The organism is Westiellopsis prolifica IICB1 (genome assembly GCF_004323185.1).
Lineage (GTDB): Bacteria > Cyanobacteriota > Cyanobacteriia > Cyanobacteriales > Nostocaceae > Pelatocladus > Pelatocladus prolificus_A.
On record NZ_NAPS01000001.1, the window covers coordinates 2,924,372 to 2,938,864 of the forward strand.

Sequence of the window (14,493 nt, forward strand, 5' to 3'; positions counted from 1 at the left end):
GTTACTGTTGTGGTAATGGTGGATGTTTGGCTGAATATTGTTTGACTAACCGAGAAATTTCGGGGTTGTAAAGTCGCAAATAATTCCAGTAATTACCAAATACTTGACGTACATAATTTTTAGTTTCATCAAATGGTATTTCTTCAACAAACTCATCTGGATCTTGTGTTGGTATAGTTTTCAACCACTTAGCGACGTTACCGGGGCCAGCATTATAACTTGCGATCGCCAGCAACGAGTTATTACCATATTGCTCATGAGTATGATCCAAATACCAAGTACCCAACATGATATTGTCGTTGGGGTCTTCGAGGTTAATTTTTTTACTATCCTCTTTAATTTGAGGAGCAATCCACTTAGCCGTATCTGGTAATACCTGCATTAAACCAGTCGCATTCGCCACAGACTTAATTTTTGGTTGAAATCGTGACTCTTGGCGAATCAATGCTGTTACCAATAAAGGATTTAGCTGGCGTTGTTTTGACCAATATTCTATTTCTTTAAGATAAGGAAAAGGATAACGAGCTTGCCAGTAAGTGATTTGTTTACTTAAATTTTCATATTCAGTTTTTTCTTCTGGTTTTTCTCGGTCTTCCAATTTAGAGATGGCGTCAATTCCCCGTAAATTTTCTCCTTGAGTCAGCAGCATCAACCCTTCAGTAAATTGTTGTGCTACCGTAGGTTGGGCTTTGTTGTTAAATTCAGCTTGCCATTGCAACCAAGCATCACGGTCTTGACCAAGCAAATATAATTCTTTGAAGGTTTCAGAACCAGCTGTGGGTACAGGGCGCACAAGAGGAACTACTTCTGGTATCAACTGACGAACGTTGTTGAAGTTGCCGACATTTAATCCCAGAGTCACTGCCGATCGCCATGCATAATAAGACTGGGGAAAATTGCTAATTACATACTCATAAGCTTGTGTAGCTTCCTGCATTTTCCCTAAATTTGTTGCCCATCTCCCGATCCAAAAACCTGCTCTCGGAGCCAAAATACTATTAGGGTTACTACTAGGAATTGGTTCTGCCCATTGCCATGCAGCTTGGTAATCCTTGGCTTCAGCTTTTTCTAATGCCATTTTCCAACGGTATTGTGCTGCTTCTTCAGTATTACCGTACTTGCTCATCAGTAATTGCAGCGCTGTATTTGCTCCGTTGGTGTCATTTTGGGCTTGTAAAATTTTGACTTTTGCTACCAGTGCTTCTCCTGCTAAATCAGGAAATTTGCTGATAATTTGGTCAAGATAAGATAGAGCATTTTGACGTGGTTTGCTCAGTTCTGCCAAACGCAGCAAAGCTGTACCTGTTTCTTGGGTTTCTGGGGAAGCACTAATTAGTTGTTTGTAGATCGCGATCGCTTGATCTCGTTTACCATCTATTTGTAATCCCCGCGCCAGACGATAAAGGTTACGCGGTGTCTTTGCTGATTTAGTGTAGACATCTGCTGCTTTGGCAAATTGATTATTTTCCCAATAGGCGTGAGCAACAATTTCCCATTCTTCTGGCTTCAAAGTCGCATTTTTAACTAGTTCATCTAAGACTGGTATAATTCCTGGTTGGTCATAGGCGTGTTTTGCCAAAATTAGTTGTAATTGTGGCTGATTGGGATTTGTTGCCAAGCGTTTGTTAATAATATCCCAAGTTAGGGGATGGGAAGGAAAAGAGGCGATCGCTTTTTGGTGATATTCGGGTAACGCTATTAAATAAAGTGCTTTCACACTGGCTGGATGTGTAGGGTAATTTTTTACCACAGTCTGTCTATCATCAGAAGCTTTACCCGCTTCTCCTAAAATGTCATAGGTCTGGGCCCTTTTGAGCAAAATATAAGGCGCTAGTTGTGGATAGTCTTTTTCCAGACCTTCCAGGAGACTTAACGCCTGTTTACCCTCATTGCGTTCCACTAAATCACTGGCTAGCAAATAACGAGCGCGGTTCCGATCTCGTGACGGAAACCCTTTGGCTAATTCCTCAAGTTTTTCTGCTCTGTCAGGAGCAGATTGGAGTACCAAAGAGAAAACAGCTGACTCAGCTTTAGTTGCTTCTGTCAGTTGTTCAGACTGATTATTAAATTGCTTGAGCCATTGTCCGACATACCTTCCCATCTGAGGGGCTGAAACCATAGCCCCAGCGAGAAAGGCACATATTCCTGCACCCACAATCAGAGAGATTTGTTTTTTCTGTAGCTTCTTCAGCATTGAGACCCGCTGAAAGTTTGACATTAATTTCTTGCCACTTTAGCATTACTAATGCAGTGGAGAACCATTTTTGCCTTTCAATTTTTTATTGAACAGGAAAAATTTGCGATCGCTATTTTTTTACTTCTGTCAAGAAAAAAATATCAACATAATTTGAGATTCAGCATCATCCAATAGGCATATTTTTTTGTTTGTTCTGAACTCTCTACCTTCGCGATACATCAACCAAAAGCGATCGCATATTCAACAGACCAAGCTAATTAACTTACTTTACTTGTAACTACAGGTGTCGTCTCTTGGGATGGTGTTACTACCGATGCAGTCGATTTTGCTGAACTCAGTAGCTGTTCTTTTTGTCTAAGATCATGTAAAAATTGCAACGCCACACCTTCTAGTTGTCTATATTTGATCGGTTCAATAAATTTGTCCAGTGGGTTGAAATCAACAACATATTCACCGATTTTATTACCAATAGGTTCTAAGTGCTTACAATGTCTACCTTGTACAGTTCGTGTATCTGGTAATTCTTGATGAATGATTTTCTTTAAGTTTTGCAAGAACCATAATACATCACTATTTTCTTGAGTTTTCTGATCTTTGTCTTTGTCAGTCTCACTACCAGCAATTGTATCTCGGTCAAAAGAAATGATTCCTGTTAATTTAAATAACTCACTTTCTTGAATAAAAAATTGAGTTTGTTTTCTAGTAGGTAGAACACCGAGTCCCAATCTGTCTAGCAAATGGGCGATAAACGCCAAAGGTTGGGGAACTGCACTTTCTGTATCACTGATATCTGGTGCAACGAGTAAAGATGGTTGACCTTTAATATTGCGTCTTTCCACAGGAATTTGACTGAGATACTTTTTAATTCTTTGTATTTGACCTTGACAAGTTTTTCCCGAACATTTATTTAAAATAGGTTCCCAATCGTTACTCAAAAACTCTAAAAGAGTAATATATTTACAGCCCAAGCTATGAGCAAGCCAATAGTATTTTTTCTTATCCTGATATATTTCGGATTGATAATTCAGTGATTTAGCGATTTGAGTAATAGCGTCTGCTAGTACCCCTTGTTCTTGTAACAAACTAATCGCAATCGGCCAATGGCGAAAACTGAAACGAAACGGTAACGCAATGACTGTATAACCTTCTTCAAAAATCTTTCTTAAAAAGTATCGATAAAATATTGTTGGGAAAGTTCCAAAAAAAGCTCCACCAATAAATTGAACTACACCTTTTGGTTCATGGTGAATTGCAACCCAACTATGAGAAACAGGATAAAATTTAAATTTTGCATTGCTCATTATATATGCTCCATCAGTATAAAAAAATAGTGAGTATAGTAATTTAACCCATACTTGCAAGATGATTTGCACAGAATATTGTCTTAAAAATTTACAAAATCTGAGTATGGATTATCTGATTTAGTTATCTCTTGAACTACAAAATAGAACTATTTAATTCCGGATTTTGGCTAATATTTTATGAATAAAAATAATTTTGGGCATGTAGAGACGTGCCATGGCACGTCTGGTACAAGGTTTTAGATGTCAATCGATTTGTCTTATCTGAACCGTATTGGGGGTATGGGGGTGTAAGGGTTACGAGGAGACAGATCCCCGACTTTTTTCAAAAGTCGGGGATCTTGCAGTCGGGCGCTCACAGGCGAGAGAGTTAAACCCCAACATTCAAGCGTTAAGACTTAATGTTCAAGCTTTAAGACTTAATGTTCAAGCTTTAAGACTTAATGTTCAAGCTTTAAGACTTAACGTTCAAGCTTTAAGACTTAACGTTCAAGCGTTAAGACTTAACGTTCAAGCTTTAAGACTTAACGTTCAAGCTTTAAGACTTAACGTTCAAGCTTTAAGACTTAACGTTCAAGCGTTAAGACTTAACGTTCAAGCGTTAAGACTTAATGTTCAAGCATTAAGACTTAACGTTCAAGCTTTAAGGCAATTTCTTCTCCCTTGTCTCCCTTCCCATGTCTTCCTTGTCTCCCTTGTTTCCCTTCCCGTGTCCCCGCTCCCCATTTTCCACCTCTGGTACAGGGTCGTAACCACCTGGATGAAACGGATGACAACGTAGTATACGTCGAATTGCTAACCAAGAACCACGCCAGGGACCAAAACTTTCAATGGCTTGAATAGCATACATAGAACAAGTCGGTTGGAAGCGACAGGTAGGGAGAAATAAAGGTGAAATGAACACTCGGTAGAACCGAATCAGCCAAATCAATAATAGTTTCATCAAGACCACGTTTTTCTAATAAATTGATATGGTAACAAAGGTCAAGTTTTTTATTTAAATCTTTGCTGTTGTTAAGTTTGTTTTCCGATCAAGTGTTTATTCCTTCTTTAGGACTCCAACTTGCTAGCGTTGTAGCTTGGTTGTCCCTCGTGATGTTAACTGCATGGGGGGTTAATCGTTTTGCGAAACCAGATTCAGAAATTGTGCGAAAGATTGTACATATCGGAACTGGTAATGTGATTTTGCTAGCTTGGTGGCTAAAAATTCCCGCGATCGCAGGAATTACAGCCTCAGTTTTAGCCAGTGCTGTGACTTTATTGTCTTACCGTTTTCCTATTCTTCCCGGTATTAATAGTGTAGGACGTCGAAGTTTTGGGACTTTCTTTTATTCTATGAGTATCGGTGTTTTGGTTGCTTGGTTTTGGTCTGTGCAACAACCTCATTATGCAGCACTAGGTATTTTAACAATGGCTTGGGGAGATGGACTGGCTGCTATCATCGGACAGCGATTTGGTAAACATAAATATCAACTCTTTGGAGGACAAAAAAGCTGGGAAGGTTCTTTGACAATGGCGAGTGTCAGTTTTATTATCTGTAGCTTGATTTTGTTGAGTGTACAAGGTAACTCTTGGCAGGTTTGGATAATATCTGTGGTAGTCGCTTTAGTAAGTACTGGCTTAGAAACTATTTCTTTTGCTGGGGTTGATAATTTGACAGTTCCCTTAGGTAGTGCGGCCCTGGCTTTTGTGTTAACGAAACTATTGGTTAGTGGTCATTAGTCAATGGTCATTAGTCATTGGTCATTGGTCTAGAGACGCGATGAATCGCGTCTGTACAATGATCATTGGTCATTTCTCCCTTGTCTCCCCACTCTCCCTTGTCTCCCTTGTCCTCAATATCTACGGTAAAAGGTTTTTTGTGGAAAATTGACTCCGTGACGATAAGTTCTACGGTAGTTTACTCTTGGATGATAATAATAAACCCTTTGATAATGAGGTCTATAGTGATAGCGTCTGTTATAACGCTGTCTATAATAAGGTTGTCTATAATGACGACCTCTATAATGGGGATTTCGTCTGTAGTGACGATTTTGTCTGTAGTGGCGTGTTCTTCTGTAGCGATAGTGTCTGTGTCGTTGACTAATTTTGTAATCTTGATTATGTGTTGTTTGTTCTAGTTCTACTGCATCAACTTCTTGTTGTGAAATGATGGGTGTTTGAGTGGCTGATAAGGTATGTGCTGCGGCTACTTCTAATCCCAAGCTGATAGGCAATACTAAAGTACTGACTAGGAACTTCCAAAACATTATTTTACGCTCCTAATTTTTGTGTTTTTGGCTCAACCTTTCTCAATCCTTGGTTTACTCCCAATACGGTTCGGATAAGACAAATCGATTGGTATCTAAACCCTGTAGAGACGTGCCATGGCACGTCTCTACATGCCCAAATCATGACGAAAAATTCTTAACCGAACCGTATTGGGTTTACTCCTCAGTGACAAGGTTGAAAGGTTAATTTTTATGCTTGGTGATTCACGCAGTTCTTGTTTACTACCAATAAATGGCTAGTTTGAGATTCCATACAGTTTTCAAGACCAAGTTTTGGTCTAGGAAACGATTATCATCAAATGTTTTTACAAAAATAGTTCGTGGTGAACTGACATCTAAAACAATTTTATTTATTGTTAAAACTTTACAAAAATATATAAACTAATAGAAGCGATTAAACAATGACAGCAATAAAACTTAAATGACTTTTTTGCCATTATCTCAACCACTCCTACGTGAGAAACAAGAAGAGTTAGATATTCAAGATTTAGAAGGTTTATTACGCCTTGATTGGAAATTTGGTAAATTTAGTCTTTGGTCAGGTTTTTATACCCGAATAGATCAAGTATTTATCCTTTGGGGTTTGATTTGTGCTGGTATTTTTCTCACAGCTCAATTTTTACCTGTTAGCTGGTATACACAAGCGATTTTGTGGTCAGTACTTACCTTTGTCGCTAGTATAAGCATGATAGTTTTGACATGGTTTTGGGTAAGTGTAGAAAGGCTACGTTGGCTGTTATATGGTTGGGTAATCTTAATGGTTGCAGGTGTTACCCTGACTGATTTGGGAATTTTTTGTGGTTGGGGTACAGTCTTGATGCACCTCTGTCCTTTGTGGTTAACAATAAGTGCTGCTGGTTACTTATTGACAGCTTGGGGTGTGCGATCGCGTACCTTTTTAATCATGGCTATAATTCACCTTACTAGTATTGCTGTTTTACCCTTATGTAGTGGTTGGCAATTTTTCGCTACTGGAATTGTTATGGCAGCAAGTTTACTAGTATTAGCAGAATGGCAATGGGATATGCACCAAGCACTCAAAGATTACGCTATCTTAACCCCAGAACAAAAGCTATTTAATCAACAACAACATGAACTTCGGATGACCAAAAAATAAAAAGTTTAATTTTTCTGTACTTTACACTACAGATACTAGATTTTATTTCAAAATAAAGATATGCAGCATATATAAAAAAAGTAGAGTGCTTATAAAAATCACTTTTGCAAGAACTCTAATAATGAATATGTTGCATGGTCGGCGCAGGATTTATGCTGTTTGTCCTGTTCATCGCTACCCGAAGGAGAACGGCGTCAGGGTAGTGAGCGATCGCCTATGTGCAAATAAAAATCAACAGTCAACACAACCCGTTTATTTACTCACTTTTTAGGTGTGTGGAGAAATTTAATCAAGAAGTATGAAAGACTTATAAGTCTGTTTTCCTTGATGCTTGGTAGACTTCTTGCACTCATGAAAGAAGTACAAGAGTTAGAATGCATGTTTTAGGGTAAAGAGGAAAAGGAAAGGATTTTTCAATCCCTTTAGACCTTTCCCTTTAGTTCTTTCCGAACTAATGCAAGAAGTCCAGTTTGTGGTGTAGGGTTTTTGCCGTTTCCCCTGCTTTGCAGTCACCAGAGGGATGCTAAAACATCTATAAAAACAGCCTGAGGTTTCTGACACTAATCAGAAAAAACTTTAAAATCGGGGTGTTGATTTATAACAAAATTCTTGTAATTGATAAGAATTTACCCCGCTTGGTTGATTTATTCACAAGCGGGTTTATTCATAACATAAAAAATATCGGTGGATTTCATTTTTTCCACCGATGTTGAACTGATTGACTCATCTTAATCTTTTACTAACTACTGATTAATTTTTATTTACTCAGAATAAACATCTCCTGTATATGGTTGGATGCCAATATTCGGATAAGCATCATCATTCGGGCCAAATATCCGTACTGCTGCTTCAGTAATATAGCGAGTTATACTAGCGATGATATTGGAGATAGCCTTCATAATTAGACTCCCTCTTTTGATTAGTTTTATTGGAATATTTCTACTCTAATCGAGACTTTTTGATTTGCTCATATATTCAATATATTGACATTGAAGGAAATATTACTTGATAAATATTTTCATAGCTTTAGCAATAAAAATAGTAATACTTTATTGGTCTAACTATGAATGTAAACCAAAATAGTTTAAAAGCGAAAAATAAAAAAAATAAAATATATGTGAATTAATTTGTCTGTTGACCAAAAACAGCGATCGCACTAGTAACAGTTATCAGTTATTAAATTAAACTGTTAACTGATTCATGCCCAATGACCAATGACAAATGACAAATGACAAATGACAAATGACAAATGACATTGATCATTGACCAACCACTAATCACCAACCACTGCAATACAATCAATCTCTACCAACACATCCTTGGGTAAACGCGATACCTGTACACAGGCTCTTGCTGGTGCTGTCGCTTCGTCAAAATACTTTGCATATACTGCATTCACCGCCGCAAAATCATTCATATCAGCTAAAAACACAGTTGTTCTCACCACATCAGCAAAACTAGCTCCTCCAGCTACCAAAATCGCCTCTAAATTTGCCATTACCTGCTCAGTTTGTTTTTTGACATCCCCCTCACCGACAATTGCAGCAGTCTTTGGATCAAGCGCAATCTGTCCCGCTACAAACAGCATCTTTCCAGCAGCAGCGATCGCCTGATTATAAGGGCCTACTGGTGCTGGTGCGTTCTCAGTACGAATAATCTCTTTACTCATGGTTTTTATGTTGTTTGTCATTTGTCATTGGTCATTATAGAGACGCGATGAATCGCGTCTGTACAATAGTTATTTGTCAATTGTCAATGGTCAATCGCCATTGATCATTGAGAGAAATTCTTCCTTGTTTCCCCGATCCCCGATCCCTACCTCGGACGTATTCCATAATGTCGATATCGCCAATAATCTCGCAAAATTGTATCGTGATCGAAACACAAATTATCAGGTACACGCCAAGATTCAAAAATTTCTATTCCTTTGGCATCATCTCCCGCATGGGGTTCTCCTTTTGCAGTTGCTAAAAATACAATACTGATAGTGTGCTTGCGGCGATCGCGTGCTGGATCAGAATAAACATGAAATTGTTCAATTAACTCTACCTCTAAACCAGTTTCTTCCAGGGCTTCGCGCCGCGCTGCTGCTTCTGCTGTTTCTCCATAATCGACAAAACCACCAGGTATGGCCCAACCTAACGGTGGATTATGTCTCTCAATTAACACTATTGGTCGATGAGGTCGGTCAAGCAATTCGATGATGATATCAACAGTCGGAATAGGATTTTGATAACTCATAAAACATCAATTGTGACATCAAATCTGGTTTTCAGATAGCTGAAAGTCAACAACTGTTCCATGTTAAATTCAGTGCATATCTTTGCTTTTGTATAGTTCAGGATATTTATGCCTTTTCCCAGAACCAGTGGTATTTTACTACATCCAACTAGTTTCCCCGGTCGCTACGGAATTGGGGATTTGGGGTTGGAGGCTTATGAGTTTGTAGATTTTTTGGCTCGCAGTGGTCAGCGTTTGTGGCAGATATTGCCCTTGGGACCTACAGGCTTTGGCAATTCACCCTATATGTGTTTTTCTGCTATGGCAGGAAATCCTCTGTTGATTAGCCTGGATGTACTCAAAGATCAAGGCTTTTTGAGCGAAGATGACCTGCGTGATGTGCCAGACTTCCCATTAGATCACATAGATTTTGAGCGAGTGATTGCTTGGAAAATGCCTCTATTGCGGAAAGCTTGTGAAAATTTTAAGCAAAGAGCTAGTCAAATTCAGCACAAAGAGTTTGAGGGTTTTTGCCGAGGAAAAGCCGATTGGCTGGAAGATTATGCACTGTTTATGGCATTGATAGATACCCAGGAAGCTACAACTTGGACTGACTGGCCTGAAGAACTGCGTCATCGCAAACCAGAAGTAGTTGAACACTGGCGTCTGCAATTGACAGACCAGATATTTTTTCACCAATTCCTACAGTTCGAGTTTTTTCGCCAGTGGTCTGAGCTTAAACTCTACGCTAATCAACAAAATATTCAGATTATTGGCGATATTCCTATCTACGTTGCTCACAATAGTGCTGATGTGTGGGCGCATCCACAGAATTTTATGCTTGACCCCGAAACAGGAGAAGCTACTGAAATCGCAGGAGTACCACCAGATTATTTCTCAGTCACAGGTCAACTTTGGGGGAATCCGATTTACAACTGGAAATACCTAGAATCAACTCGTTTTCATTGGTGGGTCTGGCGTGTACGTGAAATCCTCGCTCACGCTGATATGATCCGTATTGACCACTTCCGAGGTTTAGAGTCTTATTGGTCGGTTCCAGCAGGAGAACTAACGGCAGTAAATGGAAAATGGGTAAAGGCTCCAGGTTATGCTCTATTTGAAACAATTCGTGAAGAATTAGGTACCCTACCAATTATTGCTGAAGACTTAGGTTACATCGATCAGCCAGTGTTAGATCTCAGGGACAATTTTGGTTTTCCAGGGATGAAGATTCTGCATTTTGCTTTTGGTAGCGATGGTCATAATGCTTACTTGCCATACAATGTGCTTCCCAACAGCGTCATCTATACCGGAACTCACGACAACAACACAACAATTGGCTGGTATCATCATGATGCTTCTGATTATGAACGCGATCGCGTCCAAAAATACCTTGGTTGCAATGGTTCCCAGGGAATTGCTTGGGATCTAATCCGATTAACTATGAGTTCTGTTGCCCATCAGGCGATTATTCCTCTTCAAGATGTTTTTAGTTTGGGGGCTGATGCTCGGATGAACACCCCTAGCAAAGCTGATGGCAATTGGGGTTGGCGCTATCGAAACGAAGCCTTGACGGACGATTACAGTAATCGTCTCAAGGAGATGGCTATAATTTATGGACGCTATTAGTGGTCTGTCACATTCATTATGAGGAGTTATAAATCCCCAACTTTTTAAAAAAGTTGGGGATCTGAACACCCACAACTGATCAAAATTAATGTGCTGTTCACCTTTAATATGCGAACCATTGGGGAAATTAACGAAAAAATTAGCCGTAAACGTGCGGTGGTTTTAACTGTTGAAGAATTAAAGACCAGAGTTGAGGAAGTTGGTGTTACAAAAGTTGCCAAGGAAGTTGATGTGATCAGTACTGGCACTTTTGAACCCATGGAATCTAGTGGTGCAATAATTAACTTAGGGCATACTGATCCACCAATCAAAATTCGTCGCTGTTGGTTGGATGGTGTGCCAGTCTATCCTGGTTTTGGTGCTGTAGATTTATACCTGGGCGCAAGTTCTGCTGTAGAGGTTCTCGAAGGAGAAGAAGTCCGGGAAAGGGGCGGCGGTCATGTGATTGAAGATTTGATTGCTGGTAAGCCAGTACACGTACGCGCTCAAGGACAAGTTACAGATTGCTATCCCAGAGCTACCTTTGAAACAACAATTACCCGTGACACTATTAATCAGTTTTATTTATTTAATCCCAGAAATCTTTATCAAAATTTTATTGTGGGAGTGAACGGAGGCGATCGCCCACTTTTTACTTATTTAGGCCCCTTACAGCCACGTTTGAGTAATGCAGTTTATTCCAACACAGGTGCTATTTCTCCTCTCCTCAACGACCCCGACCTCCAACTAGTCGGTATTGGTACACGAATTTTCTTAGGTGGGGGTATTGGCTACGTAGCATGGGAAGGGACACAGCATTTTCCTCTACAAAAACGTTTGCCTAATCGTACACCCATTGGTCCAGCTGCTACTTTGGCTTTAATTGGTGACGCCAAACAAATGAATGCTCATTGGGTGCGGGGTTGTTACTTTAAAAACTATGGTCCTTCTCTAATGTTGGGTGTGGGTGTACCACTTCCAGTATTAAACGAAGAAGTAGTAGCCAGATGTGCAGTGAATGATCAAGACTTAGTCGCACCCATCGTAGACTTTTCCATTCCCCGACGGGTGCGTCCCACCTTTGGCTTAGTGAGTTACGCTCAACTCAAGTCTGGACGCATCATCATTGAAGGTAAAACAGTACGAGTCGCACCCGTTGTCAGTATTTTCCTCTCTCGACAAGTTGCCCAAGAGTTAAAACAATGGATTCAAGCAGGTACTTTTACCCTCACTGAACCAGTCGCCCAAATCCCAATGGAACGCTCTTTTCTCCCCCAGGATAGGTGGACGGAGTTTTAGTCGGAAGACACGGGGACATTAGGACAAGGGAGACAAGGGAGAGGGGGGAGACAAGGAAGCTCTTAGCAGGGAGCTCTTAGCAGGGAGACAAAGGAGAATAACCAATGCCCGATGCCCAATGCCCCATGCCCCATGCTCTATTCCTGCGGTGGCTTTGGTCGCTTCACCGGCTTGGGAACAGAACTTTTGGGTATAGGTCGTGATGGTGGTGATGGCGGCGATGATGATGAAGAATCACCCACTTTTTTCGTTGGACGTGGTGGTCCTTCTCCAGTTCTTCTGGGGGGATATGGTTTTCTACCACCAGGGCCTGGACGACGACCTCCCCCACCTCCACCTCCACGTTTAAATGGTGGTCTACTGCTGCGTTTTCTAGGCAATTCGGCGATGACTGTCGCCTTCTCTATGACCAAATATTCACCTTCTCGTTGGACTTGCAAATCCCAAAACTTACCTACTGCTTTGGTTTCTAGCTTACCCTTGAGTTTCAATTTGAAATACTTAGGTTTATCATTTGGCTTGCGGGCAGATTGCTTAATTTTGATTACCAAGTTCTCTGTATCATATGACTGGTAAACTATTTCACCACGAACAGAGAAACTACCATCTGTAATTTGTGATGATGTTGGTTCTGTTGAGGTCTGTTGGTCTTTTTCCTCTAAATTCTCGGATAAATCAGGATTGGGTGTTTCCTCCTCTGGTGAGGTCAAATCTTGCTGCTGTTCGGTTATGGAACTTTTAGCCAGTTTTTCTGGCTCCCATACCCCCACAATTTGAAGATGCAAATTGTCATTTTCTTGGCGTGTCCGTGGATAAACAACCCATAGATGCTCTTGCTCTAAGTCGAGATGATTTTTGACTAAACTCATGATTCGACCAAGTAGCACAGCTTCTAATTTGGTGCCATCTGGGGTTAACATTACACCTTGGGTAAATTGTTCGCTACTAGCAAAGTAACGACCCCGGACTAGGCCAATCGCTCGATACTGCATGGGTTCGCTGGGAGCTGGAATCGGTTGCTGTCGATTCACTAAGTTCCCATCATTAGCAGTTTCGTCGCTTGACGTTACAGACGAAGCCTCGCTTTGCGACGCTCCAGCTGGTGCTACTACATCAGTAGTTTCAGTTTCTTCTTGGATCAGTTTAGCTTCATCAGAAGCTGTTGAATTTGATGATTCAGGGGACGGCATCAGGTCGGAATTCATGGCAACTCCTTGCGGCGGAGACACATCCCATTGTGGGATTTTATTAACGCAACAGGGAAGAGCGTTTGTGCGGCTGCTCAAAGTATATTTACTTTCAAAACAACCACCATCGTTTGCCCTGTTATGATACTGAAAGATGCAATTTTTCGCATACACACTAAATGTGTAATTTAGCGTCTTTCTACTAGTTTCGGAAGCATAGCATAGCTACTATTTAAGCGTCTCCTCTTAAATTCATCTCTTTCTTAAGCATCAAAAAATGGCTATTTGTTATAAAGTTCACAATTCGTTAGTGGTATTCCGCAAACTTTTTCAATTTTTTAATTTTCTCAATTTTGTGTAAACGATAAACAATAGTGTTATTAGAGTTAAGGACGGTTTTGTGTCTCAGCCGCGTAATCGATGGTTAGTTAAGGTAGTGTTAGTGCTGGTGGTGATCGCTTTTGTTGGGGTGTCTATGGTTCCGATCATAGCCGCGTTTAATGATACGCAACAGTCCAGCCCAAATTCCACTAGCGGCAGAGGAAATTCGTCTTCCTCAGATCTAAAGTCAAAACTGGAAGATGCAGCAAGAGGTTATGAACAAGTTTTGCAGCGAGAACCCGAAAATCAAACAGCCCTGCGAGGTTTGTTAGAAACTCGTTTGCAATTGTTAAGTTTAGGTGCAGGTAATATTCAAGAAGTTATTGAACCTCTAGAAAAATTAACCAAGCTCAATCCAGAACAAACTAAATACGGCGTACTTTTGGCGCAAGCCAAGCAACAAATCGGTGACAAAGAAGGTGCAGCTGAGGCTTATCGCTCTGTTTTGGAGACTAAACCAGGCGACGTTAATGCTTTGCAAGGAATGGTGGCTTTGTTACTCAATCAAAAGCGCCCGGAAGCAGCAATTGGATTATTACAAGATACTCTTGCTAAATCCGCTCAAGCAAATAAGATTGAACCTGGTAGCGTAGATAATGTTGCTGTGCAAGTGATGCTGGGTAATGTTCATGCTACCCAAAAACGCTATCCACAGGCCTTATCTGTATACGATCAAGCAATTAGTAGCGCTCCTAATGATTTTCGTCCTGTTTTGGCAAAAGCAATGGTTGTCAAAGAGCAGGGAAAAACTGATGAAGCCAAACCTTTGTTTGATAAGGCTGCATCTTTAGCACCAGCTCAGTACAAAGACGAAATTAATAAAAGAAGTTCTGAAACTCTGACTCCTACTCCTACTGCGACGCCTGTACCGTAGAAGAGGGCATGGGGCATTGGGCATTGGGCATTGGGCATT

Annotated in this window: 14 protein-coding genes; 6 read left to right on the forward strand and 8 right to left on the reverse strand. The window is 40.5% G+C overall.

What is annotated here, in order from left to right; all coding sequences use genetic code 11:
- Position 1: 1 nt before the first annotated feature.
- From B4U84_RS12085 to yidD, 3 genes are all read right to left on the reverse strand, one after another.
- Entirely contained in the window at positions 2-2,194 is a 2,193-nt protein-coding gene (locus tag B4U84_RS12085; protein ID WP_131118102.1) for a lytic transglycosylase domain-containing protein, read from the reverse strand.
- A gap of 260 nt (positions 2,195-2,454) precedes the next feature.
- Entirely contained in the window at positions 2,455-3,498 is a 1,044-nt protein-coding gene (locus B4U84_RS12090; protein WP_242677612.1) for a DUF1350 family protein, read from the reverse strand.
- A 643-nt stretch (positions 3,499-4,141) separates the two neighbouring features.
- On the reverse strand, positions 4,142-4,441 hold the full coding sequence (yidD, locus tag B4U84_RS12100; RefSeq protein WP_165490297.1) for a membrane protein insertion efficiency factor YidD: 300 nt from the start codon (positions 4,439-4,441) through the stop codon (positions 4,142-4,144).
- A 62-nt stretch (positions 4,442-4,503) separates the two neighbouring features.
- Between yidD and B4U84_RS12105 the strand changes: the two genes are divergently transcribed.
- Positions 4,504-5,220 carry a diacylglycerol/polyprenol kinase family protein gene (locus B4U84_RS12105; RefSeq protein ID WP_131118108.1) on the forward strand — a complete coding sequence of 239 codons (717 nt, stop codon included), beginning with the start codon at positions 4,504-4,506 and terminating at the stop codon, positions 5,218-5,220.
- A 113-nt stretch (positions 5,221-5,333) separates the two neighbouring features.
- Here B4U84_RS12105 and B4U84_RS12110 read toward each other — a convergent pair whose 3' ends face one another.
- Positions 5,334-5,747: a hypothetical protein gene (locus B4U84_RS12110; RefSeq protein WP_044446871.1), complete on the reverse strand. Its 414-nt coding sequence runs from the start codon at positions 5,745-5,747 to the stop codon at positions 5,334-5,336.
- A 442-nt stretch (positions 5,748-6,189) separates the two neighbouring features.
- Here B4U84_RS12110 and B4U84_RS12115 point away from each other — a divergent pair, with 442 nt between their 5' ends.
- On the forward strand, positions 6,190-6,885 hold the full coding sequence (locus B4U84_RS12115) for a hypothetical protein (protein WP_044446869.1): 696 nt from the start codon (positions 6,190-6,192) through the stop codon (positions 6,883-6,885).
- 121 nt (positions 6,886-7,006) lie between these two features.
- The gene (locus B4U84_RS30540) at positions 7,007-7,156 is read left to right on the forward strand and encodes a hypothetical protein (protein WP_165490271.1); all 150 of its coding nucleotides are present in this window, start codon (positions 7,007-7,009) and stop codon (positions 7,154-7,156) included.
- A gap of 490 nt (positions 7,157-7,646) precedes the next feature.
- Here the strand turns inward: B4U84_RS30540 and B4U84_RS30545 are convergent, their stop codons facing one another.
- The 3 genes from B4U84_RS30545 to B4U84_RS12125 all read right to left on the reverse strand — a co-directional run bounded on the left by B4U84_RS30545 (position 7,647) and on the right by B4U84_RS12125 (position 9,126).
- A complete protein-coding gene (locus B4U84_RS30545) occupies positions 7,647-7,784 on the reverse strand; it encodes a hypothetical protein (protein ID WP_017313070.1) in 138 nt (45 codons plus the stop codon).
- 374 nt (positions 7,785-8,158) lie between these two features.
- Positions 8,159-8,554 (reverse strand): RidA family protein, encoded by a 396-nt coding sequence (locus B4U84_RS12120; RefSeq protein ID WP_017313069.1) that lies wholly within the window; start codon positions 8,552-8,554, stop codon positions 8,159-8,161.
- Positions 8,555-8,700: 146 nt separating this feature from the next.
- Positions 8,701-9,126: an NUDIX domain-containing protein gene (locus tag B4U84_RS12125; RefSeq protein ID WP_017313066.1), complete on the reverse strand. Its 426-nt coding sequence runs from the start codon at positions 9,124-9,126 to the stop codon at positions 8,701-8,703.
- Positions 9,127-9,234: 108 nt separating this feature from the next.
- Here B4U84_RS12125 and malQ point away from each other — a divergent pair, with 108 nt between their 5' ends.
- Both malQ and B4U84_RS12135 read left to right on the forward strand, forming a co-directional pair.
- Positions 9,235-10,734, forward strand: coding sequence for a 4-alpha-glucanotransferase (gene malQ / locus B4U84_RS12130; protein ID WP_131118111.1), 1,500 nt, complete (start codon positions 9,235-9,237; stop codon positions 10,732-10,734).
- 108 nt (positions 10,735-10,842) lie between these two features.
- The gene (locus tag B4U84_RS12135; RefSeq protein WP_017313064.1) at positions 10,843-12,012 is read left to right on the forward strand and encodes a homocysteine biosynthesis protein; all 1,170 of its coding nucleotides are present in this window, start codon (positions 10,843-10,845) and stop codon (positions 12,010-12,012) included.
- Positions 12,013-12,149: 137 nt separating this feature from the next.
- On the opposite strand, the gene patR is transcribed toward B4U84_RS12135, so the two are convergent.
- A complete protein-coding gene (gene patR / locus B4U84_RS12140; protein WP_242677613.1) occupies positions 12,150-13,217 on the reverse strand; it encodes a heterocyst master regulator PatR in 1,068 nt (355 codons plus the stop codon).
- Positions 13,218-13,599: 382 nt separating this feature from the next.
- Between patR and B4U84_RS12145 the strand changes: the two genes are divergently transcribed.
- Complete coding sequence (locus B4U84_RS12145; protein ID WP_131118114.1) at positions 13,600-14,454, forward strand: tetratricopeptide repeat protein; 855 nt, start codon at positions 13,600-13,602, stop codon at positions 14,452-14,454.
- Positions 14,455-14,493: the final 39 nt, after the last annotated feature.

Bases quoted from the DNA above. Each gene is read 5' to 3' on its own strand.
- B4U84_RS12125 (WP_017313066.1), bottom strand. From the start codon at position 9,126: ATGAGTTATCAAAATCCTATTCCGACTGTTGATATCATCATCGAATTG.
- B4U84_RS12110 (WP_044446871.1), bottom strand. From the start codon at position 5,747: ATGTTTTGGAAGTTCCTAGTCAGTACTTTAGTATTGCCTATCAGCTTG.
- B4U84_RS12090 (WP_242677612.1), bottom strand. From the start codon at position 3,498: ATGAGCAATGCAAAATTTAAATTTTATCCTGTTTCTCATAGTTGGGTT.
- patR (WP_242677613.1), bottom strand. From the start codon at position 13,217: ATGAATTCCGACCTGATGCCGTCCCCTGAATCATCAAATTCAACAGCT.
- B4U84_RS12120 (WP_017313069.1), bottom strand. From the start codon at position 8,554: ATGAGTAAAGAGATTATTCGTACTGAGAACGCACCAGCACCAGTAGGC.
- malQ (WP_131118111.1), top strand. From the start codon at position 9,235: ATGCCTTTTCCCAGAACCAGTGGTATTTTACTACATCCAACTAGTTTC.
- B4U84_RS12135 (WP_017313064.1), top strand. From the start codon at position 10,843: ATGCGAACCATTGGGGAAATTAACGAAAAAATTAGCCGTAAACGTGCG.
- B4U84_RS12115 (WP_044446869.1), top strand. From the start codon at position 6,190: ATGACTTTTTTGCCATTATCTCAACCACTCCTACGTGAGAAACAAGAA.
- yidD (WP_165490297.1), bottom strand. From the start codon at position 4,441: ATGAAACTATTATTGATTTGGCTGATTCGGTTCTACCGAGTGTTCATT.
- B4U84_RS30540 (WP_165490271.1), top strand. From the start codon at position 7,007: ATGAATATGTTGCATGGTCGGCGCAGGATTTATGCTGTTTGTCCTGTT.
- B4U84_RS12085 (WP_131118102.1), bottom strand. From the start codon at position 2,194: ATGCTGAAGAAGCTACAGAAAAAACAAATCTCTCTGATTGTGGGTGCA.
- B4U84_RS30545 (WP_017313070.1), bottom strand. From the start codon at position 7,784: ATGAAGGCTATCTCCAATATCATCGCTAGTATAACTCGCTATATTACT.